Annotated in this window: 19 protein-coding genes; 15 read left to right on the forward strand and 4 right to left on the reverse strand. The window is 40.2% G+C overall.

Annotated features, from left to right (window positions below):
• From ACH2DQ_RS16890 to ACH2DQ_RS16925, 8 genes are all read left to right on the forward strand, one after another.
• The coding region (locus ACH2DQ_RS16890) for a family 43 glycosylhydrolase (protein WP_395027522.1) at window positions 1-2,883 on the forward strand (2,883 nt) is incomplete at its 5' end.
• 190 nt (window positions 2,884-3,073) lie between these two features.
• Window positions 3,074-4,279, forward strand: coding sequence for a response regulator (locus ACH2DQ_RS16895; RefSeq protein WP_394913893.1), 1,206 nt, complete (start codon window positions 3,074-3,076; stop codon window positions 4,277-4,279).
• 191 nt (window positions 4,280-4,470) lie between these two features.
• Window positions 4,471-5,568 carry a substrate-binding domain-containing protein gene (locus ACH2DQ_RS16900; RefSeq protein WP_394913892.1) on the forward strand — a complete coding sequence of 366 codons (1,098 nt, stop codon included), beginning with the start codon at window positions 4,471-4,473 and terminating at the stop codon, window positions 5,566-5,568.
• Window positions 5,569-5,665: 97 nt separating this feature from the next.
• A complete protein-coding gene (locus ACH2DQ_RS16905; RefSeq protein ID WP_394913891.1) occupies window positions 5,666-7,195 on the forward strand; it encodes a sugar ABC transporter ATP-binding protein in 1,530 nt (509 codons plus the stop codon).
• Window positions 7,179-8,210 carry an ABC transporter permease gene (locus ACH2DQ_RS16910; protein WP_394913890.1) on the forward strand — a complete coding sequence of 344 codons (1,032 nt, stop codon included), beginning with the start codon at window positions 7,179-7,181 and terminating at the stop codon, window positions 8,208-8,210. The genes ACH2DQ_RS16905 and ACH2DQ_RS16910 overlap by 17 nt, the downstream gene beginning before the upstream one ends.
• Window positions 8,207-9,187 (forward strand): galactofuranose ABC transporter, permease protein YjfF, encoded by a 981-nt coding sequence (gene yjfF / locus ACH2DQ_RS16915; RefSeq protein ID WP_394913889.1) that lies wholly within the window; start codon window positions 8,207-8,209, stop codon window positions 9,185-9,187. The genes ACH2DQ_RS16910 and yjfF overlap by 4 nt, the downstream gene beginning before the upstream one ends.
• Window positions 9,188-9,269: 82 nt before the next feature.
• Window positions 9,270-11,075, forward strand: coding sequence for a sensor histidine kinase (locus tag ACH2DQ_RS16920; protein ID WP_394913888.1), 1,806 nt, complete (start codon window positions 9,270-9,272; stop codon window positions 11,073-11,075).
• On the forward strand, window positions 11,065-12,933 hold the full coding sequence (locus ACH2DQ_RS16925; RefSeq protein ID WP_394913887.1) for a substrate-binding domain-containing protein: 1,869 nt from the start codon (window positions 11,065-11,067) through the stop codon (window positions 12,931-12,933). The genes ACH2DQ_RS16920 and ACH2DQ_RS16925 overlap by 11 nt, the downstream gene beginning before the upstream one ends.
• A gap of 39 nt (window positions 12,934-12,972) precedes the next feature.
• Here ACH2DQ_RS16925 and ACH2DQ_RS16930 read toward each other — a convergent pair whose 3' ends face one another.
• Window positions 12,973-14,169: a GGDEF domain-containing protein gene (locus ACH2DQ_RS16930; protein ID WP_394913886.1), complete on the reverse strand. Its 1,197-nt coding sequence runs from the start codon at window positions 14,167-14,169 to the stop codon at window positions 12,973-12,975.
• A gap of 213 nt (window positions 14,170-14,382) precedes the next feature.
• Here ACH2DQ_RS16930 and ACH2DQ_RS16935 point away from each other — a divergent pair, with 213 nt between their 5' ends.
• Window positions 14,383-15,090: an MBL fold metallo-hydrolase gene (locus tag ACH2DQ_RS16935; protein WP_395027527.1), complete on the forward strand. Its 708-nt coding sequence runs from the start codon at window positions 14,383-14,385 to the stop codon at window positions 15,088-15,090.
• Here ACH2DQ_RS16935 and ACH2DQ_RS16940 read toward each other — a convergent pair.
• On the reverse strand, window positions 15,085-15,945 hold the full coding sequence (locus tag ACH2DQ_RS16940) for an AraC family transcriptional regulator (RefSeq protein ID WP_395027529.1): 861 nt from the start codon (window positions 15,943-15,945) through the stop codon (window positions 15,085-15,087). The two genes, ACH2DQ_RS16935 and ACH2DQ_RS16940, sit on opposite strands and share 6 nt — an antisense overlap.
• Before the next feature lie 345 nt (window positions 15,946-16,290).
• On the opposite strand from ACH2DQ_RS16940, the gene ACH2DQ_RS16945 reads away from it, so the two are divergent.
• The 6 genes from ACH2DQ_RS16945 to ACH2DQ_RS16970 all read left to right on the forward strand — a co-directional run bounded on the left by ACH2DQ_RS16945 (window position 16,291) and on the right by ACH2DQ_RS16970 (window position 23,405).
• Window positions 16,291-17,562 (forward strand): hypothetical protein, encoded by a 1,272-nt coding sequence (locus ACH2DQ_RS16945; RefSeq protein ID WP_394913883.1) that lies wholly within the window; start codon window positions 16,291-16,293, stop codon window positions 17,560-17,562.
• Window positions 17,563-17,761: 199 nt separating this feature from the next.
• Window positions 17,762-18,874: a hypothetical protein gene (locus tag ACH2DQ_RS16950; protein WP_394913882.1), complete on the forward strand. Its 1,113-nt coding sequence runs from the start codon at window positions 17,762-17,764 to the stop codon at window positions 18,872-18,874.
• 15 nt (window positions 18,875-18,889) lie between these two features.
• Window positions 18,890-20,803, forward strand: a complete 1,914-nt coding sequence (locus ACH2DQ_RS16955) for an ABC transporter ATP-binding protein (protein WP_394913881.1) — start codon at window positions 18,890-18,892, stop codon at window positions 20,801-20,803.
• Window positions 20,739-22,271, forward strand: coding sequence for a radical SAM protein (locus tag ACH2DQ_RS16960; RefSeq protein WP_394913880.1), 1,533 nt, complete (start codon window positions 20,739-20,741; stop codon window positions 22,269-22,271). The genes ACH2DQ_RS16955 and ACH2DQ_RS16960 overlap by 65 nt, the downstream gene beginning before the upstream one ends.
• A 57-nt stretch (window positions 22,272-22,328) precedes the next feature.
• On the forward strand, window positions 22,329-22,526 hold the full coding sequence (locus ACH2DQ_RS16965; protein WP_394913879.1) for a CA_C0660 family putative sactipeptide bacteriocin: 198 nt from the start codon (window positions 22,329-22,331) through the stop codon (window positions 22,524-22,526).
• Between the two features lie 354 nt (window positions 22,527-22,880).
• On the forward strand, window positions 22,881-23,405 hold the full coding sequence (locus ACH2DQ_RS16970) for a hypothetical protein (protein ID WP_394913878.1): 525 nt from the start codon (window positions 22,881-22,883) through the stop codon (window positions 23,403-23,405).
• A gap of 130 nt (window positions 23,406-23,535) precedes the next feature.
• Here ACH2DQ_RS16970 and ACH2DQ_RS16975 read toward each other — a convergent pair whose 3' ends face one another.
• Both ACH2DQ_RS16975 and ACH2DQ_RS16980 read right to left on the reverse strand, forming a co-directional pair.
• Window positions 23,536-24,852, reverse strand: a complete 1,317-nt coding sequence (locus ACH2DQ_RS16975; protein WP_394913877.1) for a GHKL domain-containing protein — start codon at window positions 24,850-24,852, stop codon at window positions 23,536-23,538.
• 1 nt (window position 24,853) lies between these two features.
• The coding region (locus ACH2DQ_RS16980) for a LytR/AlgR family response regulator transcription factor (RefSeq protein ID WP_395027533.1) at window positions 24,854-25,547 on the reverse strand (694 nt) is incomplete at its 5' end.

Below are 25,547 nucleotides of genomic sequence, written 5' to 3' on the forward strand. Positions count from 1 at the left end.
AAATTAAACATCATACGTACACAAAAAGGCGAAGAATTAACTCAATTCAATAATGCGCTTTATCAGGGACAGGATCCATTTATCAGCTATCATGACGGATATTATTATTTTGTTTCGTCCAGTAACGATCCATCTCACAATAAAATGTATGTATCCAAGTCAAAATCTCTTCTGGATCAGGGAGAAAAAGTCAGAATTTTTGATTTTAATGATTCCAAATCCAGGATCTTTGCTCCGGAAATGTTCTTTATAGACGGCAAATGGTATATTTATTACTGCGCAGATGCAAAAGAATATAACTGGAGGCATATGGCATGTGTAATGGAATCGGTTACCGATGATCCACAGGGAGACTGGATAGACAGAGGTGTGCTATATACCGGAATGGAAATAAAGAACCCCAATGAGTTTGCACAGGGAAATGATTTTACCGTTTTCCAATACCGGGGACAGTTATATGCATGCTGGGGCAGCATGGAAAGCGGCGTGGAGTCACCAGCCATTGCAAGAATGGAATCACCCACAAAGATTACAGAGGAGAGAAGCTTTCTGCCGGGCTTTGGAGGAGAAGGTCCCAGAGCAATTGTGAATGGGGATCATTTATTTATGACGGTATCCCAGGGAAGCTTTAAGACGGCAGGGTATCACATGGGAATGTACATTTTTGATACATCCAAAAATGATATTTTAAATCCGGATAACTGGTCTTATCAAGAAGGTGTATTTGAAGGAACAAAAGACGTATATGGACCAGCCAGAGCATCTTTTTTTAAATCAGCGGACGGAACAGAAGACTGGATGGCATTCCATTCAAAAGTGTATCCGGCGAACAATAATGCCTGGAGACAGGTCAGTATAAAGAAATTTACCTGGTATGAAGATGGATCTCCGAACTTTGGAAGACCGGTTTCCCCATATGAATTTACCGCTCTGCCTTCCGGCGATCCGGGGCTGGGACTTGTATATCAGGCAGAAGATGGAGACTTATCCGGCGGGGCAAAAAAGGAATATAAAGGAAAAGGTTTCCAGGGAACAGGATATGGAAACATAACGGATACGCTGGGAGAAAAAATCACATTCAAAGTTAATGTACCGGCAGACGGCGACTATTTTGTAAGAGCACGATATGCCAATGGAGTAAAGGCTCCGATCAGTACTACAGACAACCGCGGTGAATGGGAAGCGAATATCCCGGATATTACACCTAAGGCGGGAACTTTGAATCTCTATGTCAATGATGCGGGGCTGAAAAGTGTAACGGTTCCCTTTGATAAAACCGAGACAGACTGGCAGCATTGGATGACCGTCTGCAGCCGTGTCACTCTGAAAAAAGGTGAAAATACCATTTCCTATGTGAAAGATGCAGAAAACAGTGGAAATGTATACCTTGATTATATTACGGTTCAGGAAGCTCATGAACATCCGGCAGCCCAGACGGTTAAGACTGGGGCAGAGCTGGATGCGCTGATTGCAGAGGTGGAAGGTTACCAGGAAGAAGAATACTCTATTGAAACCTGGAGAATATTCAGCGGTGCACTTTTAAGTGCAAAATCCGTAAATAAAGATGCGGTCCAGGCGGTTTCTAACCGTTATTTATCCCTGGAAGCAGCTGCAAAGGATCTGTCAAATTATGTTCGCATCCATGCAGATAATAATGTCAGAGTCAGCGGAGATGTAAAAGATGATATGTATCGAATTGGTTCAGAGGTTACCGTCCAGGCAAAAGATCTTGCGGGCAAGACCTTCAGCAGATGGGAAGTCAGCGGTTTCGAACTGACAGAGGAGCAGAAAGTATCAAATGAGTTCACATTTACAGTTCCGCGAAACAGAGGCAGTATGGTACCGGTTTATGCAGAAAATGAGTACTACAAGGTTACAGCAGGGACAAATGTCAGAATCGACAACGCAGCAGCAAACAGCCTGTATCAGGCTGGTACAACGGTAAAAGCAACGGTGGGAATTCCACAGGGTAATCAATTTATCGGATGGGATGTAAAAGGAATCACTTTAACGGAGGCGGAAAAAATGGCAGTTACCATTTCTTTTGTAATGCCGGAAAGTGAAGTCGTATTAAATGCTGCATTTGAAAATATTGTCATACCGGAAAAACCAAAATATCAGTTAAAGACAGGAGCAGGCATAAGCATCGCAAATGCTGCTAAAGATCAGTTGTATATTGCAGGTACCAGAATCCAGGCAACCGTTTCTGTTCCGGCAGGAAAGGTATTTGTACAGTGGAAAGCTGCCGGAGTTACACTGACAGCACAGCAGCAGAAGTCAACGGTAATTTCATTCCTTATGCCGGCTTCGAGTGTCAGCCTGGAAGCAGTATTTGATATTCAGAAAAAGAAACAGACCATTACGGCCAAAGATTTTAAGAAAACAGATGGAGATAAGAGCTTCTACATTAAGGCAAAGGCATCCGGGAAAGGCAAGCTGTCTTATAAGTCTGATCATACGAAAGTTGTAAAAGTTGACAGCAAAGGAAAAATTACCATTAAAGGTACCGGAAAAGCACAGATTACCATTACAGCAGCTGGTAATTCCAAATATGATGCTGCAGTCAAAAAGATCATAATCTCGGTTGCACCAAAGAAGACCACAGATGTAAAAGCAGTATCAAAGAAATCCAAAACTTTGAAGCTGTCATGGAAGAAGACAAATGGTGCAAGCGGTTATGTGATTTCTTACTCCACAGATAAGAAATTTAAAAAGGGTGTCAGGAAGGTTGTGATCAGTTCCGGTAAAACCACATCCAGGACGCTTAAAAAGCTCAGGGCAAACAAAATATGTTATGTTAAAATCAGGGCATTTAAAACATCCGGCAAGTCCAGGGTTTATGGGAAATACAGTAAGACGGTTTCGCTTTGGGTAAAAAAATAATCATATTATAAGATATAGATAAAAATACCGCGCTTTTTTTCTGGCGCGGTATTTTTATAAACTGGCGCTAAAATTTTGCATAGTAAAAGGTATAATTTTCCATTATAATGTAATTTATCATTGGGAAATTATCGTCTTAGTAAGATTTGAGACGATAGAGGGATTTCTAAGATATGGGAGGAAGAAAAAGATGAGATGCAAAGCTATGGTAGCGGATGATGAGTACATAATCCGGAGGGGTATTATCAGTTTTTTACGGAAATATGAAGAAATTGAAGTCGTAGCAGAAGCAGAAGATGGAGAAATGGCATTGGAAATGGCCCAGGAAGAGGACATCGATATATTCTTTGTTGACATCAATATGCCTTTTTTGAATGGACTTCAGTTTATTGAGAAATTAAAAGATTTGCAGCCCCAGGCGATTATTGTAGTCATTACAGGATACGATGATTTTGAATTTGCCAGGACAGCTCTTCGCCTTGGGGTATTTGAATATATCCTGAAACCATTGATGGAAGAGCCTTTTGACAATATGATTCAGGGAGTATTGAAGGAAGTAAGTCAGCAGAATAAGGAAGATAAATATCTGAAGTGGGCGAAGATGACCTTACAGCAGAATAAAATACATCTGGTGGATGCCTTCTTGAAAAACTGGCTGGAAGGCAGACTTGCAGAACAGGAGATAGAGGAACGGATGCAGTATCTGGACATCAGTATTCCATCACAATATGCGGTTACCATCATTCATCTGGAACAGGCAGTGGATAAAGACCTGGGTGAGAGCTGGGATGAAGATCTGCTTTCCTATGCAGTCCAGAATATTAGTAATGAAATTTTCAATGATTTAAAAAATGTCTCATCCTGTCAGGTGGAAAACGGCGATCTAGTGGTGATTTCAAGAGATATGGGGGCAGAAGAGCTCAGGCGGAAACAGTTAAAATGCATGGAAAGCATAGAGGGGTGTCTGCCGCTAAAAGCAGTTTCCGTACAGGAGACGGGAGAAGGGTATGAGAACCTGGTTACCGTATATAACAGAGCTGCTGAGCAGATGGAAGCAGTTAAAGGCGGTTCCAGCGTAATTAAAATTGTAAAACAATACATAGAAGATAATTATAACAGGGAAGAGCTGACCCTGCAGGATGTTGCGGATTATACGTTTCTTTCGCCACAGCATTTAAGCCGGATTTTTCGTAAAGAAATGGGAATTACCTTCATAGATTATCTGACTAAAGTGCGGATCAGAAAAGCAATCGACCTGCTTTTTGAAGAAGATTTAAAAATGTATGAGATAGCTGAAAAGGTTGGATATACCACACAGCATTATTTCAGCAATGTATTTAAAAAGATTACCGGGGTAAGTCCGGCTGAGTACCGTAAGTGTGCACAAAAAAGATAAGGATAGGAATAACCATCGTTTTATTTATACGGTTATATTTATGTTCATTATTAGCATCCATTGGCAATTTGGCAAATGGATGCTAAAATTTTGCAATTTTATAAAGGAAAATTGCAAAGACCTGAGAAAGGAAATGGAATATAATAAGTTCATAGCAAGGGAAGAACCCAAAGAAAACGGAGGATATTAAAATGAAAAAAAAGCTTGTTAGTGTATTATTATGTGTCAGTATGGTAGCTGCTATGGCAGCAGGATGTGGTTCCAGCAGCACAGGAACAACAGAAGCAAAGACAACAGAAGCAAAGACAACAGAGGCAGCTAAGACTGAAGCTCCTGCAACAGAAGCACAGGAAACCGTAAAGGGTTCTGAGGCAGCAAGTGAAGAAGCAAAAGATGACAGTGCAGGCGGCGATAAACTGGTAGTAGGTTTTGCACAGATCGGACAGGAATCCGGATGGCGTGATGCAGAGACAGCTTCCATTCAATTCTATGCAGGACAAAACGTAGATACCATTGATCTGAAATTTGCAGATGCTCAGCAGAAACAGGAAAACCAGATCAAAGCAATCAAGTCCTTTATTGAAATGGGCGTAGATGTAATCGGACTTGCTCCGGTAGTAGAGACGGGATGGGACGCAGTATTTACAGAGGCACAGGAAGCAGGAATCCCGATCGTACTGGTTGATAGAAAAGCAGATGTAGATGAAAGCTTATATTCTACATTCATCGGCTCCGACTTCATTGAAGAAGGTAAAAATGCAGCAATTGAAATGGGTAAATTATTAGAAGAAAAAGGAAAAATCGTTGAGTTAGAAGGAACCGTTGGTGCTTCTGCAGCAAATGACCGTAAAACAGGATTTGATGAAGAAATCAAAGCAAATCATCCTGATATCGAAATTCTGGAATCCCAGACCGGTGACTTTACAAGAGCAAAAGGGAAAGAAGTTATGGAATCTTTCTTAAAGACTTATGGCGAAGAAATCAAAGGTGTATATGCACATAACGATGATATGATGCTGGGTGCTATTGAAGCGATAAAGGAAGCTGGATTTAAACCGGGAGAAGACATTAAAACAGTATCCGTTGACGGCGTAAAAGGGATCTTTGAAGCTATGGCAGCAGGGGAAGCAAACGTTACTGTAGAATGTAATCCATTACTTGGCGAACAGTTCTTCGATACTTGCCAGAAATTAAAAAATGGTGAAACAGTTGAAAAATGGGTAAAATCTGAAGAAGGTATCTATCGTCAGGATACGGCGGCAGCAGATTTACCAAACCGCCAATATTAAAAAGATTTTATGATCTTATTAAAATCCGCTCCAGTACGACTGAGAGCGGATTTTGGATAAGGGGGCAGATAAACAGCAGGAATGGAGGAAATGTGATATGGGTAAAGAGGATATCTTACTTCAAATGAATCATATATCAAAAAGCTTTGGTAAAGCAGTAATTGCGCTGAGTGATGTGCAGCTGGAATTAAGAAAAGGGGAAGTTCTGGCGCTTTTAGGAGAAAACGGTGCAGGAAAATCCACATTGATTAAGGTATTAACAGGAGTAGAGGAAAGAGACAGCGGAACAGTTCTGATGGAAGGAAAAGAAATTTATCCCAAATCTCCGTTAGAGGCGCAGGCAGACGGAATCAGTACGGTATACCAGGAGGTAAACCTCTGTCCGAATTTGTCTGTGGCAGAGAATATTTACATAGGCAGGGAAATTAGAAAAGCGGGCAGAATAGACTGGAAAACCATTAACCAGAAGTCAAAGGAGTTAATGAGGCGGTTTGATCTGGATATAGACGTAACGAAAAATCTGGATAATTATTCTGTGGCAATTCAGCAGATGATTGCAATCGCCCGTGCCTGTGATGTATCAGCAAAAGTACTGATACTGGATGAACCCACTTCCAGTTTGTCTACAATGGAAGTAGAAAAATTGTTTGAAACAATGAGAAAGCTTCGAAAAGAAGGAATGGGAATAATATTTGTAACACACTTTCTGGATCAGGTTTATGAGATTACAGACCGAATTACGGTTCTTAGAAATGGAGAATATGTAGGAACTTATGAAACAAAGAACCTGCCAAGGGTAGAATTGGTAGGAAAAATGATAGGTAAAGACTATGCGAAATTAAACCAGACAATGGCAATTAATGAAGAAGAAAATAAATCGGATGAATTATTAATAGATATGGCAGATGTCACGGGGGCAGGAACCATCCAGGGATTTAGTCTGAAGATCAATAAAGGAGAGGTATTGGGACTCTCCGGACTGCTTGGAAGCGGAAGGTCAGAAACAGCCCGGTTAATATTTGGTGTGGATAACCTGGAAAAAGGAACCCTTGAAATAAAAGGAGAAAAGACAAAGTTAAAGGGAACACTGGATGCGATCCGCAGAGGCATTGCGTTCTGTCCGGAAAACCGGAAAACAGAAGGTATCGTAGGTGAACTTACCATTCGAGAGAATATCTGCCTGGCGCTTCAGGCGAAGCGGGGAATGTTCCGCTTCATATCCAGACAGGAGTCGGAGAAGATCGCAGATGAGTATATTAAGAAGCTGGAAATTAAGACCCCTTCCTCTGAACAGCTGATTAAAAACTTAAGCGGAGGTAACCAGCAGAAGGTAATTCTGGCAAGGTGGCTGGCAACGGAGCCGGAACTTCTCATGTTGGATGAGCCAACTAGGGGAATTGATATCGGAACGAAGGCAGAAATTCAAAAAATAGTAGTGGATCTGGCAAAACAGGGCATGGCGGTTATCTTTATTTCTTCGGAAATTGATGAGATGACCAGATGCTGCGGCAGAATGGTTATTTTAAGGGATATGAGAAAAGTAACGGAACTCCGGGGCAGCCAGATATCAGAAGAAGCAATTATGCGGTATATAGCTGGAGGTGACAGTCATGAAGAAACTAAATAAAATTTCAAAAAACCAGGCATTTTGGCCCTTTGTGATATTGCTGGCTATTATCCTGTTTAATGGAATCATTTCTGGAGGAAGTTTCTTTCAGATGAAAATAGTCGATGGGCATCTTTATGGAAGAATCATTGATATTATAAGAAACGGCAGTAAACTGATGATCTTATCTATTGGTATGACAATGGTTCTGGCTACCGGAGGAACCGATATTTCGGTTGGTTCGGTGATGGCAATAAGCGGAGCCATTGCATGCAGTATCGTAAGCGGTAGCATTTTACCTGGAGTGGGAGGAAATGTGGCAATCGCGATTATACTGGCTCTTCTGGCAGGTCTGTTATGCGGGCTGTGGAATGGATTTCTGGTTGCAAAGATTCAGATCCAGCCCATTGTGGCAACGATGATTCTGATGGTTGCGGGGCGTGGTATCGCACAGCTGGTAACCGGCGGTAAAATTGTAACTGTAAGTTCAGATGCCTATTACTTTATTAACGGCGGATACATTTTTGGAATACCGTTTCCGGTATACCTGGTTGTAATTTTATTAATTATTGTACTGCTTTTTACCAAGAAAACTGCATTTGGACTCTTTCTGGAATCCACCGGATGTAATTCAGTATCCAGTAAATTTGCCGGAATTAATGTAGATGCGATTAAACTGGTAGTTTACACCTGCTGCGGTATCTTTGCAGCACTGGCTGGTCTGATTGAAAGTGCCAGTATCAAAGGTGCTGATTGTAACAATGCAGGTCTCATGATTGAAATGGATGCAATTCTTGCTGTAGCTATAGGGGGGACATCTTTGAGCGGAGGACGTTTCTCCATCCCGGCTAGTATTGCAGGAGCCCTGATTATCCAAAGCATTACAACGACTGTATATGCAATGGGAATTGCTCCGGAAATTACGCAGGTAGTAAAAGCTATTCTAGTTGTAATCATCTGTCTTTCACAGTCGAAAGAATTTAAAGAGACATTTTTAAGAAAATTCTCTAAGAGAAAGGTGGCGAAGCAGGCATGAGAGAGATAGCAAAAAAGAGATTGAAAATTAATAACGTTTCGCTGATAATCACGTTTGTGCTGTTTATTGCACTATTTATATTCGGGGCTGTTTCATATGATCGTTTTTTATCCTTGTCTACATTCCTGAATTTATTTAACGATAATGCGTATCTGATTATAGCTTCTATTGGAGTCACCTTTGTTTTGCTGACAGGCGGTATTGACATATCCATCGCATCTACGATTGCTTTTACCTGTGTATTTTCAGCATTCTTACTTCAGAAAGGAATTCCGGCATTTGTTGTAATTCCATTAGTTCTTCTGGTTGGAGCACTGGTAGGATTTGGAATGGGTTATATTATTCATTTCTTTAAACTGCAGCCTTTTATTGTTACACTTGCAGGACAGTTTTTGATGAGAGGGCTTTGCGCGGTAATCAGTACGGAATCCATTTCCATCTCCAATGATTTTTATACAAAAATGGCATTGAGCAAGCTGGTGATCGGTAAAGGAAAGATATATTCTTATGTATTCATTGCATTAGTAGTAATATTAGTAGCTTACTACATATTAAAATTTACTAAGTTTGGAAGAAGCATCTATGCCTTAGGCGGTAATGAGCAGTCCGCAATTCTCATGGGACTTCCGGTAGCAAGAACTAAAATCGCGGTTTATGTAATCAGCAGCTTCTGTGCAGCACTTGCAGGTGTGGTTTTCAGCTTTTATACATTAGCTGGATATTCACTTCAGAATCTGGGGCTGGAATTGGATGCCATATCATCTGCTGTTATCGGCGGCACGCTTCTTACAGGAGGTGTGGGCACCGTAATTGGTACGACCATAGGTGTTCTGATTCAGGGAATTATTCAGACGATCGTAACTTATGAAAATCTGAATACATGGTGGACAAAAGTAACAATAGCAGCACTGTTGTGTGTATTCATTGTTATCCAGAGAATTATATCTATACGTGCTGAAAAATTAAAAGGGAAATAGGATTTTATTCGAATCCGATTGCGAAATTACCCGGTCAAAGCTATAATATAGGGGCAGGAAGTGACAGAGAGGGGTGAGCGAAATGAACAAGCTTAAGAACAAATTCATGAATATTACGATACGTAGTAAAATGGTCTGGTCTTATATTGTCGCTTCGCTGATCCCTTTTTGCGTGTTCGGAATGATAGGAATAAGCGTATTTACGGGACAGGCGAAAAAAAGTGTTTCCCAGCATGCAGACCAGATGATGAACCAGGTTAAAACCTCAATTGATGTATATGTAAACAGTATTGATAAAATAGCTAACTTTATTATCTGCAGAATGGAAAACACCGATTACGGATCGATGAAAACTGAAGACAATGTTTACTGGAAACAAGAAAAGTTAAGTTTGGAAAATACCCTGGATGATCTGGCATTTTCCAATAAAGAAATAGCAGGTATCTTTGTTGCCACAGAAAATGATTTATGTACCAATACGGGGATGAGGCGTATCTCCCGTGATTCATTTAAGAATGAGGACTGGTACCGACAGGCAGCGGCTAACCCTGATGAAATGCAGATAATCAGTAATATTGCCGGCAGAAATATTGCAACAGATAAGAGTTATAGCATTGATGATGTGTTTTCCATTGCAAAGGCTATTAAAAATGCGGATACTGGTGAGATTATGGGGGTGCTGCTACTGGACATCAAGCATGATATCATTTCCAAATCCATACAAAACGTAACCATTGGGGATAATGGGTTTGTGTTTGTACTTGACAAAGATGACCGTATGGTTTATACCCTGCCCAATAAAGTGACTTACCGTATTGATCCAGCATGGCTTACTCCGGAACAGGTTCCGGTAGATGCCAGAATAAACGGGGAAAATTATCAGATACGCTATGAAGAGTCTGAATACACTGGATGGAAGATCGTAGGCGTATTTTCCCTGGATGAGATCATGGGAAGTACCAATGCCATGTTTTATATTTTATCCGGCGGTCTGGCAATGACCCTGATCTTTGTCCTGGTGATCTCTTTAAAGATATCCCAGACCATTACAAATCCCATTGTTGAGTTAAAACTTCTAATGCGTGAAGTGGCATCGGGCAATCTGGCTGTACGCTTTGAAGGAAACTATAATGATGAGGTGAGTGAACTGGGATATGGTTTTAATCATATGCTGGTCCAGATAGAGAGCCTGGTAGATATGGTTTATTTGGAGCAAAAAAATAAGAGAATGGCCGAATTGAAAGTTCTTCAGGAGCAGATAAAGCCCCATTTTCTCTATAATACACTGGATACCATCAGCTGGATGGCGCGGGAATATCAGGCACACGACATTGTCAGGCTGGTTGATGCACTGACAAATATGTTTCGGATCGGTCTGAGTAAGGGAAGAGATTACATTAAAGTGGAACAGGAGATTAAGTACGTCTCCAATTACCTGTATATTCAAAAAATTAGGTATGGACCAAAGCTGAACTATGAGTTGATAGTAGATGACAGCCTGAATCAATGCGTGGTTCCCAAACTGATGCTGCAGCCCCTGGTGGAAAATGCCATTTACCACGGCATAAAAACAAAGCGCGGGGAAGGTCATCTGATTATAAGATGTGAAAGTGCGGCTGACAGCTGGATGGAATTTACAGTGGAAGATGATGGTGCAGGAATGACAGAGGAAAAAGCAGAGCAGATCAATGCATTGTTAAACGAACACTCCCAGTTGGAAGAAAATCAGAGTTTTGGACTGTTCTATATCAAAGAGCGGTTAAGAATCCGGTACGGTGATAAATTCTGCGTGAGAGTAACCAGTGAACCGGGAGCCGGAACAAAGGTGATCATCCTGATACCACAGAGTGTGGATCTGCTGGAGGGAGGTAACAGGGATGAAAAATAAGATCATAGCTACCGCTTCCATATGTGCAGTTATCCTTATTATGTTCCTGGGGCTGCATATTTATAATCAGGGTATTGACAGCGGTGAATATCGGGAAATCGAATATGTAATCGGTGTATCACAGGCAAATATGCGGGAATCCTGGAGACTGGCACTGACCAGTGAAATAGAGGAAGAAGCCAATAAATATGATAATATCAGATTAATTATGACGGATGCCACCTCCGATGTTACCAAGCAGGTAAAGGATGTGGAAAAACTCATAGATTTTGGCATTGATCTGTTGATTATATCTCCTTGTGATACCGAAATTATGACATCCATTATCAGCAGGGTATACCATAAGGAAATCCCGGTCATTGTTATGGACAGAGGAGTAGAGGGATTTGATTATTCTCTGTTTATCGGTCCGGATAATGAGCAGATTGGCAGGAGGGCAGGCGAAGGCGTACTGAGGCTGCTGAAAGATGAAGAGGGAAAAGTACTGGAGATCTGCCAAAGTGAGGATTCTCTGCCAAGCCAGAACAGAAGTAAGGGATTTGATTCCATCATCTCCCGGTATCCGCAAATTGAAAAAAGCGTCTGCAGGATAGAGTCTGGATCAAAAGATGATGCTGAAGATACGATGCTTGCCATGGGGGATCATCTGAAGGATTATGACGTGATATTTGCTCATAATGACTATATGGCATTAGGGGCGTATCAGGCAATGGAGAAAATCGGGGCAGAAGCCAAAATTTTGGGGATCGATGGTTTCCTTGGAGAAAATGAAGGGATTGATCTGATTTCTCAGGGGAAAATTGAAGAGACGATCACATGTCCTACTGGTGGAAAAGAAGCAATACAATATGCCCTTGATATATTGAGACAGGCGAGCGGTGTGCCAAAGCAGGTTATTTTAAGAAGCCATGTTGTTACTAAGGACAATGTAGAGGAATATATGGCGGGCCTGAACGAAACATATAAAAAGCCAGATAAAATTATTGATGTGGGATATGCTCAGGTTGGAATGGAAAGTGCATGGAGAAGGGCCAATACAGAATCCATTAAAGAAGCGGCGAAAGAATTCGGAATGAATCTGATTTTCGAGGATGCCAACCAATCCCAGCAAAAACAAATTGAAGCTATTCGAAAATTTATTAAAATGAATGTGGACGTGATCGTGGTATCACCGGTAGTTGACAGCGGATGGGATGAGATTCTGAAGGAAACTAAGGCTGCAGGTATTCCGGTATTGGCTTCTGACCGCAAAATTGCAGTCGAAAATGATGACTGGGTTATGACTTACATAGGTTCAGATTTCCTGGAAGAGGGAAGAAGGGCAATGCGCTGGATTCGGGATAATGTTCCGGCTGTGAAAGACTGTATGAAAATCATGGAACTGCAGGGCAACGAAGGTGCTTCGCCTACCGAAGAGAGAAAGCAGGGATTTGAAGAAGTCCTGAAAGAAAATGAAAAATACAAAATCGTACATTCGGAATATGGAGATTTTACCATAGAAGGTGGAAGAAATATCATTAAAAATTATCTGGCATCTCATGACTGGGATATTGATATCATCTATGCTCAGAATGATGATATGGCCATAGGGGCGATAGAAGAACTTGAGAAAAATGGAATTGCACCCGGTGTAGATGTAAAAATTGTATCCGTAGATGGAACCAGGGAAGCCTTTGAGGCCATGATTGACGGGAAATTAAATTGTGCAGTGGAGTGTAATCCGCTCCTTGGACCGCAGCTTATGAAAGCGATCCAGGATCTTGCAGCAGGTAAGGAATTACCTCTGCGGATCATCACGGAGGAGAAATGGTATGATCAGAGTATGGCGAAAGAATATCTCAGAAGCAGAACATATTAGAATGCAGCCTGGTTGCTATACCTGCCGTTTTTCCTGAGGTTATGGCATCGGCTGCTGCCGGTATTCCATAACGCAGTTCCTGCCATTCTTTTTGGCCTCATAAAGTGCCTGGTCGGCACGAAAGATAAAACGTTCCATATCGGTTTCTTTCATCGGGGATTCCTGATATAGCCCGATACTGATAGTCATAGGTCTTTTCGGAACTTTGGCGGTATGGTACATACCCTGCTCAACGGCACTTCGGATCAATTCGGCTTTAGTGCCTGCATCCAGGGAGGAATTACCAAAGAGAAAGATCAGGAATTCTTCACCGCCGTATCGGATCAGACAGGCATCTTCATCCTGAATATCCCGTGCAAACAGCTGGGAAATAGCGTATAGACAGTTATCTCCCGCCTGATGGCCGTATGTATCATTGTATTGTTTGAAAAAATCAATGTCAATCATCATACAAGCAGCATTGTGATGGTCTTCCTGATTTTTACGAAAGAAATTTTTAACGGTATCTTCCAGATACCTGCGGTTAAATAGCCCGGTAAGTTTGTCTGTGAGAACTTCCTGGTGAAGCTGGGCATTAATATCGTTGATCTGGTTATACTGCTCAGTTATGATGATCTGGTCATATTCCTTTCGGATCCTGTTTCGGTAAAAAATAGTTGAGATAGCAATTGCCAGTATTGTAGTAAACAAACTGTTCATCAGGTTATTAAAGGTCTGGTCTGCGCCGTGGGGATCCGGAAAATAAGGGAGCAGGTAATTGAGCAGAAGAAAGTTGCCACCCATAATCAGAATGTTATGCCAGGGTTTTGATATGGTCAGTACAGCTACCGTCAGCATGACGTAGGTAAAGACATTTAGCCCGTTTCCTCCAAGCTGGTCATTTAATGTGACTGCTGTACTCCAAAGGCAAAGCAATCCCATATAAAAGTAGTTTATGCGGAAATAAAATCTGTGGTTAAGGGGCTGCCGTTTCACGAGACTCATATTTATAATCATAACGGCTAGCGTAATCACAGCCAGAATCACATACATGCTGAAGTAAGCAGTTCTCCTGGGCTTTAGGAAAGGACCTCCCGGACGAAGAGAGATAGAGAGCATCATAATGACCTGAAAGGAGATGATTAGGCCCTGGAAGGCAATATGGGACCTTTTCATATTTTGAAACAGGCGCTTTTGAATCGGTTCCTCGTAGGACTTTTCCAACGGAAAGTCCAGATATTTTTTCAATTCTATCATATAAATCCTTCCTCTTATAAAAAAACAATTTATACTTATTATATATAAAATTTAAGGTTATTTCAAGCAGACCATGCATATAACTTATTAAGATTTTTTAAACAATTCAACAAAGTATTTGCAAAATGTAACATATATGTTATTATGCAGTACAAGAATAGATATGAATATTTGTACTGCAAATGATGGTAAAAGACAAAATGGAGGTTGTAAATGCAGATTAAATGGTTGGGTCAGGCAGGATATGAATTGAAAGAGGGGAATTGTACGATTTTACTGGATCCTTATTTTTCGGATCTGGTAGAAAAAGAGGAAGGTTTAAAGCGGCTGGTACCGGCACCGGCAGCCTGTAAAGATGTTAAAGCGGATGTGATTTTGTATACGCATGATCATATTGATCATTTAGATTCTGATCTGGTAAGGGCGATGGACAAGGGTTCCACTATTTTCGCTGGACCCGGGAGCGGATATGAAATCTTAAAAGCATGTGGTGTACCGGAGAATAACATTCGCTGCATGAAACGTGGAGATCACTTTCAACATGGGGTGTTTGACCTGGAAGCAGTCTTTGCGGAGCATACGCCGGATAGCCAGGGGTCTGTGCTCCATTATCATGGGCGGGAGTACTACTTTACCGGTGACAGCTTATTAACACCGGAGGTGGGATATTATGCTGATAAAGAGTTGATTAAAGCAGATGTCATCTTCGTCTGTATCAATGGGAAACTGGGCAACATGTCTGTGGAGGAAGCCATTACATTGACAAAGCGGGTACAGGCTGAAACCGGGGTACCCAATCATTACGGCATGTTTGCAGAAAATACGGAGGATCCTCAGAAGTACATAAATGGGATGAAGGACAGCAGCTGCCGTACCGTTGTTATGGAAAAGGGCAGAGCTTATAATCTGGAGAAACTATAGGGCACCGTCCCGGAACTGAGTAGGCGTCATGCCTTCCTGTTTTTTAAAAGTAATACAAAAACTGTTTTCACTTTGAAACCCGCAGGCGAAGCCGATTTCTTTAACGGAACGGCCAGTGGTGCGCAGATAAAATTTAGCCGAGTTGATTCTCATTGCCGTTAAATAGCTGTGAGGGGTCAGCCCGGTTTCTTTTTTAAATTCCCGTATGAAATAGTAGGGGCTTAATGCCGCTTTTTCAGCGAGTTCCTCTATGGAAATTGATTCCTGATAGTGCTGGCGGATATATGCGGTAGCCAGTTCCACGGGTGATATTCCGGCCGCAGGACGGGGATTTGCCGGGGTGGATTCCTCAGATATGAGAATGGAAGTAAGCATGTCTGTAATATATTTTGACATTTGGATTTCTTTGCACGCTCGCTCGCAGGAAAAGCTGTCTAAAATAGCACTTACAGGCAGAAGCGTCTCTGAAAATGCGTCCCTGGAAAGGTGAAAGATGTGGGGGTACTTATTCTGAATTAAGTTAAAGTAATGTCTAGCGGTCATTCCGTCAAAATGTATCCAGTAAAACTCCCAGGAATTTCTGGCACCATATGCATGGGGCTTATAACAGTCAATCACAGCCAGCTCTCCCGCATGAATGTTGTGTGCAGTCCCATCGATTTCGATGTATCCCGTACCCCGGATCACAAGAATCGCGAGGAAGCTGTCGAAACTGCTCCTGCGTACCTGATAGGTATGATCGCAGTAAAAATGACCGATACATAATGGATATAAAAAACCATTAGCAGCAGTAGACGAAGGAGTATGGAAATAGATTTGAGTTGCCGGCAGCAGACCGGATGAAATGGCCATCATATAAATCCTCCAAACACAGGCAGTCGATAAAAATATAATCCCAGTATAAAATACACCCGTAATAAAGTCAAATATAGATTGTTATTCCCGCGAGCAACGAGCCAAACGGACACGCTGGCGCGTCCATTTGGCGACTGCCGCGAGGGTTGCTGAACGTCCAGTGGACGTTCGTTTAGCAACGACCGGGGCGGAAGCGGAGAACAAAAATCCCGTTGCTTGCAGCTGTGGGGTGACTTACCGCAATTTTTTTATATAAAAGGGCAATTCCCTGTAATGCCAAACTGTAATAATTGAGATATGATAAATGCAGATTAGACAATCAGAAAATTACAGGGGGTTAAACAAATGGAATATAGAATATCCGATAAAGACAGAATGCTATTAAGGGAACTGGCTAAAAAACAGCTGGAATATGCCAATCAGGAGAGTAACTTACAAAAGATAGAAAAGTGGTACAGGCACAATGCACTTCGGGGAGACAGTCCCATGATTCACTTAGAAATGTGGACATTTGCCCAGGAGATCCTGCCCCAAAGGCTGAAATGTGAAGGGGATTTCGCAAGGGAGATTGAAACCAGTATCTACTGCAATTTTTTAAATCAGGAGTTGTTTGACGATGACAGAGTAACACCGGATTATTTCGGAATGAATTACGACACTTATTTTGAACTGTTTGGCATAAATGTTCAGGTTGACCATACTATGTCACAAGACGGACAGGAAAGCCTTGGGCATCATTTTGTGTCCGTAATCGAAGATCTGGAGGATGATTATGAGAAGCTGAAGCCATCCCGGTTTGGTGTGGATCTGGAGAATTCAGAGAAGAAACGCAAGGCCGTGGAGGAAGCCATTGGTGAAATTATTCCGGTAAGAATGAAAATGGACTGCTTATACAGTGTACCTACCCAGATGCTGGTTCACTTTATGAGTATGGAAAATATGATGTTCAACATTTATGATTATCCGGAACTTTTTAAAGAAATGATGAACCGGATTGCAGATGATACTATTTCTTATTACCGATACCTGGAGGAAAAGAAAGTAATACTGCCCACAACTGCATTTGAAGGTGTTGGACAGGGAAGCTGGAGTTTTACAAAAGAGCTGCCAGGAGCAGATGAACTTGCCAGACGTCCGTTTACTACCAGAGATGTGTGGGGATTCATGGATTCCCAGGAAACTGTGGGGATCTCTCCGGAAATGTATGAGGAATTTATTTTCCCCTGCTACCAGAAAATATCACAGCAGTATGGAATGCTCTCTTATGGATGCTGTGAGCCGGTAGATCCTATCTGGGATAACTGTATCAGTAAACTGGAGAACCTGCGCAAAGTATCTATTTCTCCATGGTGTAATGAAGAATTTATGGGAGAACGCCTGCGGGGAAGTAATATTATATTCCACCGAAAGCCAAGCCCGAACTTCCTGGGTGTCGGTGCAAACCTGGATGAGGAGGCATTCCGCCAGCATATCCGAAAGAGCCTGCAGGCAGCCAGAGGATGTGAAATGGAGATTACCCAGAGGGATGTGTATACGATTAATCACGATGAAAAGAAGGCAAGAAGGTATGTGGAGATTATCCGCCAGGAGATTGTGGATAACTGGCAGCGCCGCTAAATGAGCTTGTTGCAACAGAAATAATTGTTCTATAGAATACGCAAACTATCCTGTTAAATGAAACTGGGTAGTTTTTTTATGGATGAATGACTCCTTCTTGTATTTTAGACAAAAAAATTGGTTTTTTTGACAAATAGAATTCAACAAGAATTTTTTCATGCTATTATCTCAGCATATCCAATAACTTAACGGAAACGGGGTGATCAAAATTAGATTAGACAGAGTTAATGCTTCCAATCGAACACATCTGTATTACTTAGCTGACCAGGGAGTTTCCCAAAAAGAACGTTATAGTGGACTGGCTCATGTAACGGAACATGCTTGTTTAATTGATGGCGGAAGGTTTGGATTTGATCACTTCCGCTGGGGCTGTACCTGTCTCAGCCATATGATTTTATATTATGAGACGAAACATGATATGCAGTGGATTAATAAAATCAAACAGCAAATAGGAGATTCTACGATTATTTCTCCCCAGAGTGTAGAAATGGCAAAAGCTGAGGTGATGGAAGAGAGCCGTTTGCTAAAATCAAAGACACGTTTAAACGAGAAATTAGTCCGTTTTGTTACCGAGGGTAGAATTACAGATTTTGCTATGGGAGAACCGTCTGAAATACGAAAGATCCGGTATCAGGATGTACGGGAATATTGGGAATACCTGAATGGGTGCCATCATTTTTATGAGGTACCGTTTCGGAGCAGACAGGATGTTGAATCTGCTTTTCAGCATATATTACAATCGCATCCGTTAAGTGGGAAAGATTTCATTTGTGACTTTGTAAGAAACAAATCCTGCGATGATTACCTGATTTTGAGTCAGGCTGAAACGTGTACACTAAAAATATATTTCCAGATACCGCCATTGACAGGCAAGGCGGATTATGTTAAGAAGGCTTTCTTAGAATGTTATTTACAAAGGCTCTTTAACCTGAATCTTCAAATAAACGTTTCCTTTGAAGATAAATTTTTCAGTAGGTCTGAGAAGTATGTTCTCATGACAGTTCCCGGAGTTTTAAAGAAAAAAGTGGAGTTTATTCTTTCTGAAATGAGGGTTTGTGTGGCGGAAAGATCATGTTTCGCTGATATGCAGTCACAATACTCAGAATTTATGGATAATATTATCCAGGCAATTGCGCAGGAAAATACGCTTGATTCTATTAACAAATATCAAAATTGGCTGATTTATCGGAAGCCTTATTTTACTCAAGGGGATATCGTTCCGGTACGTAGTCTTAGCAGAGATATTTTTGTGGTTATAAAATATATTTTGAATGAGGGCGTGAAGGTTGTTGTCACCTCATCAGGATCATGAAAAGGCGGGGAATACATGGAAACAAAAACATCATTAATTGAGAGCATCCGGCTTTTTCTAATGGGTTGTAAAATTCTTTGGAATGCTTCTCCATTTTACTTTCTTGTGATTATTGCTGTGAGCGCATTGAATGGTTTTGTAAGTCCTTTTAATGCTATCTTATGGCAGCATGTTTTGGATTTGATTTTGGAAGTAATTCAGAATGGGCAATGGAACACTTTAATTATTGGATTTTTACTGGTTTTTTCGAGTATGAATTTGCTAACCTTTCTTTTTACAGAATTTTTACAGTATATGAAACAAACTTACAGTGACACGCTTGACTTATACATAACCAGGTCTGTACTGCAGAAGAGTTCTGCATTTTCTATGAGTACATTTGACAATCCGGAGATTTATAATCATATAAATATGTCTATATCCGAAACAGGTTCGAATTGTTTAACGCTGCTTGACTGTATGTCCGATACATTAACTTCTGTAATCCAGGTTATCTCATTTATTGTAATTGTTATTAGACTGAACTGGCTGATTGTACCTATATGCATCATTTCAGCGTTTCCATTACTCTACCTGTCTTTACGCATGAATGCTTACTGGTATAAAATATTCGCTCAAAGATCGGAGATCAATCGCTTAATTGATTATTTGAAGATGCTGCTTGTAAAAAATGAGAATATTAAAGAAGTGAAACTCTATAAAATTAATGATAAAATTATCAATTTTATAGGAAGTACATTTACCAGTTTTTTAAAAAGTGACAAAAAAGCCCGCAAGAAGTTTTTTACAAAAAAGGGCTTAGCGGAGGCACTGGATGAAATAATTTCTATGATTACAAAAATTATAATCGTAGTGCTCAGCATAAGAGCCGGAAGCAGTTTAGGAACCATTATACTATACTTTAATTCACAAGACAATCTGAAAGCATCTATTATTGCTATATTGGGACAGATTTCACTTTTACATAGCAGCCTGCTTTATTTCCAATCGCTTGAGGTCGTTGATCAAACATTCACCAAGACGCAGGAAGGGGAAGGTAAAAGGTTACCGTTTCATTCAGAGTTCAACTATATTGAATTTAAAGACGTATCATTCAGGTATCCCGGTAGTGAAAAATATGCATTACGTCATATTTCACTGAAAATAGAAAATGGCAGAACCTATTCCATTGTGGGGTTTAATGGCTCAGGGAAGACTACTTTTATCAAATTATTGTTGAGGCTGTATACGCCAACAGAGGGAGAAATATATATTGATGATACAAATATCAAGGACATTGAAATAGAAAATTATTATTTACAGATTAGTGCCGTATTCCAGGATTTTTTAAAACTTCCATATACCCTCTTTGAAAACGTAGCGTTAAGGGATAATTTGCATGATATGGAACAGTTTAAAAAGGCTGTAGATATAGCGGACATTAATGGACTCATAGACAGCCTCCCAGAAAAAGCAAAGACACTTCTTATGAAAGACTGGTCCGGCGGGGTAGACATATCCCAGGGGCAATGGCAGAAAATCGCCATAGCCAGAAGCTGCTACGGTAATTGTGCAATTTCAATCCTGGATGAGCCATTTTCTTCTATAGATGCAATTTCTGAAACACAAATTATTAACCGGCTTAGCAGTGAACGAAGTGGTAAGCTGACTGTTTATGTGACGCATAGGTTTTCCAGCATTTCTCTCGCTGATCAAATAATAGTTATGAAAAATGGCGGTATAGCAGAATTTGGGACACATGATGAGCTGATGAAACATAGGGACTTATATTATGAACTGTACATCGCACAGCTTAGAAGATTAAATAAAAGCGAAGCAGACAGAGTTGCTGGTAAAGACTATAAAGAAGAAATGGAGGAAATACATGATGAACAAAGTGAATGGTCAGGAACAGTTACTAAACCGAAAAAGGGAAAAGGATTTTTCTAGGCAGGGAATTACTTTTCACACAAGGGCAAATTCATATTTGTATGATACCGGAACAGGGAAAGTGGTCCAGCTGGAGGAGGCTGTGGCTCCGATTATTGATGCATTATTCAATCAGGATATGGGTTTAGATGAATTTAAGGGGCTCATTAGCAATCAGGTACTGGCGGATTCAATAGCGGAATTTCTGGAGCAGGAGCACTTGCTTCAAAATCCGGAAATAACTCATTTTGTAGATATGAAACCGTTTATGTCAGAAGAAGCTTTGGCGTGTGAACAGCTCATCATTGAATTGACCGGCAGATGTAATCTGCGCTGCAGATATTGCACCTATGGAGAACATTACGAAGGGACAAGGGAGTTTACAAGCGAGGATATTGATTTTGCCACGGCAAAGAAAGCCATTGATTATGCTTATAAACATCGAAATTTGGAAGTGTTTGCGGTTACCTTTTATGGGGGAGAACCATTAATAAATTTCCATATTATGAAACAATGCATTGACTATTGTATCACAGAATACGGAGAAACAAAGATTGACTTTAGCTTCACTACAAATCTAACGCTGATGACCAGGGAAATAGCAGAGTATCTGGTTCAAATTCCCAATATGAATATTGTTGTTAGCATAGACGGGCCTGAAAATATCCAGAACAAGAACCGGGTGTTTGCAAACGGCAAACCATCCTTTGAAGCAGCATTTAGAGGATTGAAACTGCTTTGTGAAGCAATTAGTAAGTACAAAAGTAAAACGCAACTACTGTTCAGCTCGGTTTTCATGCCGCCATTTACGGCTGAAAGATTTGATGAAATCAATGATTTCTTCGAGTCATTGGATTTTCTTCCAGAGGGAACAACCGTGTCCGCAACTTATCCCGCCCCAGGCTCTATACCGGACAGTGTTTTTGAAGAACTGAGGGAGCAAAATTATGACAGTTCGAAAGATATAAGCTGGGTCGACTGGGCGGTAAAAAAGGTTGAAAACAGTAATGATTTACCACAGACCCCCAATTTATATACTGTGTTTTTACAGCAGATACTGGTGGCAATACACCAACGCCGCCTAGTAAAGGAACCCATGGACAGATATCCCTATAACGCTTGCTGTATCCCGATACAAAGACGGTTATATGTGTGTACCGACGGCTCATATAAAATCTGTGAAAAAATAGGTGAGTCTCCCGGCATCGGTTCCGTAGATACAGGTTTAGATTTTGATGCAATCTCGGAATACTATTTGAGACAGTATGAAAGCCAGTCAATGAATGACTGTTCAAAATGCTGGGCTGTTACGCTGTGTGATATCTGCTATGCAGAATGTTATAATGCAAAGGGCATAGATTTGGAGAAAAAAAGAAATCTGTGTAAAAATACACGTGAATCCGTATTAAATAAGCTATGTGTATATCACGATGTTATGGAACGGTACCCCGAAATAATTAAACTGATTTCCACTATAGAAAGGCATTAAAATTACTTTTGAATGAGAGTAGGCAGAGAAATACATAGATGAAAAGGAGAACACAATATGAAAATTATTAATCCATTGAACAGAACCCCTGAAACAGAAGAAACCATGGTTATGGCATGTCATTGTGTTTGTAACTCAGGCAGCGCTACTGCAAAGGCAGGAGGCTCTACTCATTCCAGCGGATGCGGCTGCAACTGCATCAGCGGCAATATTGCAAACAGAAGTGCCAACGGTACTTCAGCAAGCAATTATTAATTCAGACCCGTTTCACAAGTACAGTTTATAGAATCTAATTTAACAATTATAGCCGTTATGTTAAATACGGCTTAGCATAATATACTCTGCCTACCTTCAGATACTGGGCATTATGGGTTAAGGGCCATAATGTCCAGAATTTAATCACAAATAAATCCATGCTCCCGCTTTATAAATCCGGGTTCTCTTTCGATCTCACATATGTTCTCCGTTCCATATATTATATAACGCTTTAGATAATGTGTAAATTACAAAATCCAAGACCTACCACATTTTCACCCTTCTCAAAAGATGTTGAATATAGAAGCTTTGAAATTCTTGTAAAATATAAATTGAAAGACAGGAGGATATATAATGAAGAAATTATTGAGCTTGTTACTTATTATAATTGTTATTTGTACCGGTTGTTCCGCAAATCAAACGGAAAATCAAAATGAGGATCATAAAACAGAAAATAAGCAGGAGAAAACGACGGAAAGCATGATGTCAGAAAAAAGTACGGAAGCTGATAGTTCCGCCTTAGCTGGCGATAGTTCTAAGGCTAATACGGACTATGGAAAAACAGCAGCTGAGTTTCTTTCCTCTGCGCCGGTTGAAGGGAAGGTTACAAATCTGACGGACTCAAGTTTTGTAACGGAACCAGCATTTGCCACCGGAAATTCAGACGGTGGAGAAATAACCAATGTTGTATACGATCCGGAAGCAGTAAGTATTAAAACGGCATATGTAAAATCAGATGGAAGTTCCTATTCTATTAGCGACGGACAACAAAGTGATCTGAAGGAAGGTTCCAGTGTATTGGTCTATGGTGAGCCACAAGATGGAGGAGCCTTTAATGCTACAGAAATCATAATTGTGAAGTATGGGAATCAGGAATAACAAAACAGGGAATTTACTCCAACCAGTTTACGCAGTCCGCTGCGCCTCATGGTTCTGGGGTAAATTCCCTATTTATGCGTAAAGAGAACGTCTGGAATCATTTGGTCCAGAGCGTGTTTGAAAACACGCTCTAGGATGAAATGGTGAGTGGAAATGAAATCATGATTTTAAACTCGGATTTGTCATCAAGGTGTAAAGTACCATTGTATTTTTTGACTATTTTCTTGATATTTTGTAACCCATATCCATGTTCGGAAGTAGCTCTTGCTGTTGAATAGAACTTTTTCTGACTGAACTTTTTATTATAAGTGTTGGATATCATCACAAACACCTGATTGGACTTCTGAAGCATTTTTACCTTGATAATAGCTTCCTTTCGATCTTCCAAACATAAACATGCATTGATTGCATTATCTAAAGCGTTTTCAAACAGGGAAAATATATCCGGAAAGGATATAAAATCAAATGCCCCATAACGTATATCGACCATAAAGTCTATCCCATATGAAATACACTTCTCATTAGTTTGGTTTAATATTAACTGCAATGGCTTGGACTCTACAAATATAAACCGATTCGCTTCCTGGATATTTTCCTTCATCTGTTCAACGTATTTTAATGCGGTATCCTGCGTAATGGAGCTTTCTAGAACCATTCGGATCAAGCCATTTAGTTGTGCATCATAATCATGCATAAGGCCTTTCATTTCTTTTATATGTTCATCTTTCAGCTTCATAATTGCGTCGGCTTTACTTTGCTGTAGACGAAGCTCATTCAATTGGGACTGCGCAATATATTTCTTTTCTGTGCTTGTTTCTCCCAGGAAAAACCCTATATTTGCTACAATAATTAATATGTATAAGATAAAATTTACAAAGGCATCTTGTCTTGATTTGGCAATGCATGCATCAGCGTATAAAGTATAATACACAAAGATGATTGAGATAATGGGGAACAAAATAGACCATCCATTACTGTTAAGGTTGATTTGCGTATTACCGATAAATCTTTTGCTGAGGATGTTATGTCCGATTTTTAAAACAACATAAAAAAGTCCAGAACCAATAAGATTGAAACCGGCATTATTAATTGTTGTTGTCAGAACATTAGACATATTATCATTTAACATGGTGGCTAATACAATGATTGGGAAAAATTCGCATATCACAGATAAAATGATGGAAACAAATGAGGTCACAAGCTTTTCTGACCATCGTGCAACAAATAAAACGTGGTTCAAAAACAAAGCTCCGCAGAGGCTGAAAATGGTGTTAATCCATGCAACATGAAAGGAATTTACGATAAGCAGCAAAAGTGAGATTCCAGCTGTAGATAATATTAAGCGCTTATTTGATTTTTTTCGTCTTTCAAAAAACCAGGAAAATACCCAGGCGCAAAGGTAATAATCAATAATACATTTAAAAAAAGATAGGAAATATACAATCATATCATCTACCTACATACTCAAAAAAATCAGAGAAAAACTGTACTTTATATTGCCTGCTGACAGAAATTGTTTCCCCGTTTATTACCGTTACATCATTCTTTTTTGCCTCTGAAATTTTATCGTAGTTCACAATGCATCCTTTCTGGGCATATCCAAACTGATAATGAGGCAATTGTAAATAAAAATTTTTGAGTGTTTCCCAGGTTTCAAACGTTATTGTCTCTAATACCACCAGACGCTTTCTATTGACGGACTGAATATAAATAATTTCGTTGATATGTATAATTTCTGTTCCATATTGTTCTTTCACCAATAATACTTTTGAACTGTTTTTTAACTTTGCTATAGCCTCGTTAAGTACCGCATAGATCTCCTTTTTAGAAGTTGGTTTAACAATGTAGCGATAGGCGCCCACAGTATAGCCTTCAATTGTCTTTGTGTCCAGAGAAGTGAGCAATATAATGATGCACTCACTGCCTTTTTGCCGTATCTTTCTTGCAATTTCGATCCCAATATCCTTACGGTTAAAACGTATATCAAGAAATAAAATATCATACTTTTCAGTTGATGCCAAGAGAGACTCAGCAGTAATAAAATATATTAAATTAATTTCTTCATTTGTAAATATGGAATAAGCCATAATAATTTCAGCTAACTGCTTATGAATAAATCTATCATCATCACAGATTGCAAGT

The sequence above is a fragment of the Robinsoniella sp. genome, assembly GCF_034124845.1.

Bases quoted from the DNA above. Each gene is read 5' to 3' on its own strand.
- ACH2DQ_RS16965 (WP_394913879.1), top strand. From the start codon at position 22,329: ATGAAAATTATTAATCCATTGAACAGAACCCCTGAAACAGAAGAAACC.
- ACH2DQ_RS16945 (WP_394913883.1), top strand. From the start codon at position 16,291: ATGGAATATAGAATATCCGATAAAGACAGAATGCTATTAAGGGAACTG.
- ACH2DQ_RS16940 (WP_395027529.1), bottom strand. From the start codon at position 15,945: ATGATGGCCATTTCATCCGGTCTGCTGCCGGCAACTCAAATCTATTTC.
- ACH2DQ_RS16900 (WP_394913892.1), top strand. From the start codon at position 4,471: ATGAAAAAAAAGCTTGTTAGTGTATTATTATGTGTCAGTATGGTAGCT.
- ACH2DQ_RS16930 (WP_394913886.1), bottom strand. From the start codon at position 14,169: ATGATAGAATTGAAAAAATATCTGGACTTTCCGTTGGAAAAGTCCTAC.
- ACH2DQ_RS16905 (WP_394913891.1), top strand. From the start codon at position 5,666: ATGGGTAAAGAGGATATCTTACTTCAAATGAATCATATATCAAAAAGC.
- yjfF (WP_394913889.1), top strand. From the start codon at position 8,207: ATGAGAGAGATAGCAAAAAAGAGATTGAAAATTAATAACGTTTCGCTG.
- ACH2DQ_RS16910 (WP_394913890.1), top strand. From the start codon at position 7,179: ATGAAGAAACTAAATAAAATTTCAAAAAACCAGGCATTTTGGCCCTTT.
- ACH2DQ_RS16920 (WP_394913888.1), top strand. From the start codon at position 9,270: ATGAACAAGCTTAAGAACAAATTCATGAATATTACGATACGTAGTAAA.
- ACH2DQ_RS16895 (WP_394913893.1), top strand. From the start codon at position 3,074: ATGAGATGCAAAGCTATGGTAGCGGATGATGAGTACATAATCCGGAGG.
- ACH2DQ_RS16960 (WP_394913880.1), top strand. From the start codon at position 20,739: ATGATGAACAAAGTGAATGGTCAGGAACAGTTACTAAACCGAAAAAGG.
- ACH2DQ_RS16975 (WP_394913877.1), bottom strand. From the start codon at position 24,852: ATGATTGTATATTTCCTATCTTTTTTTAAATGTATTATTGATTATTAC.
- ACH2DQ_RS16955 (WP_394913881.1), top strand. From the start codon at position 18,890: ATGGAAACAAAAACATCATTAATTGAGAGCATCCGGCTTTTTCTAATG.
- ACH2DQ_RS16970 (WP_394913878.1), top strand. From the start codon at position 22,881: ATGAAGAAATTATTGAGCTTGTTACTTATTATAATTGTTATTTGTACC.
- ACH2DQ_RS16925 (WP_394913887.1), top strand. From the start codon at position 11,065: ATGAAAAATAAGATCATAGCTACCGCTTCCATATGTGCAGTTATCCTT.
- ACH2DQ_RS16935 (WP_395027527.1), top strand. From the start codon at position 14,383: ATGCAGATTAAATGGTTGGGTCAGGCAGGATATGAATTGAAAGAGGGG.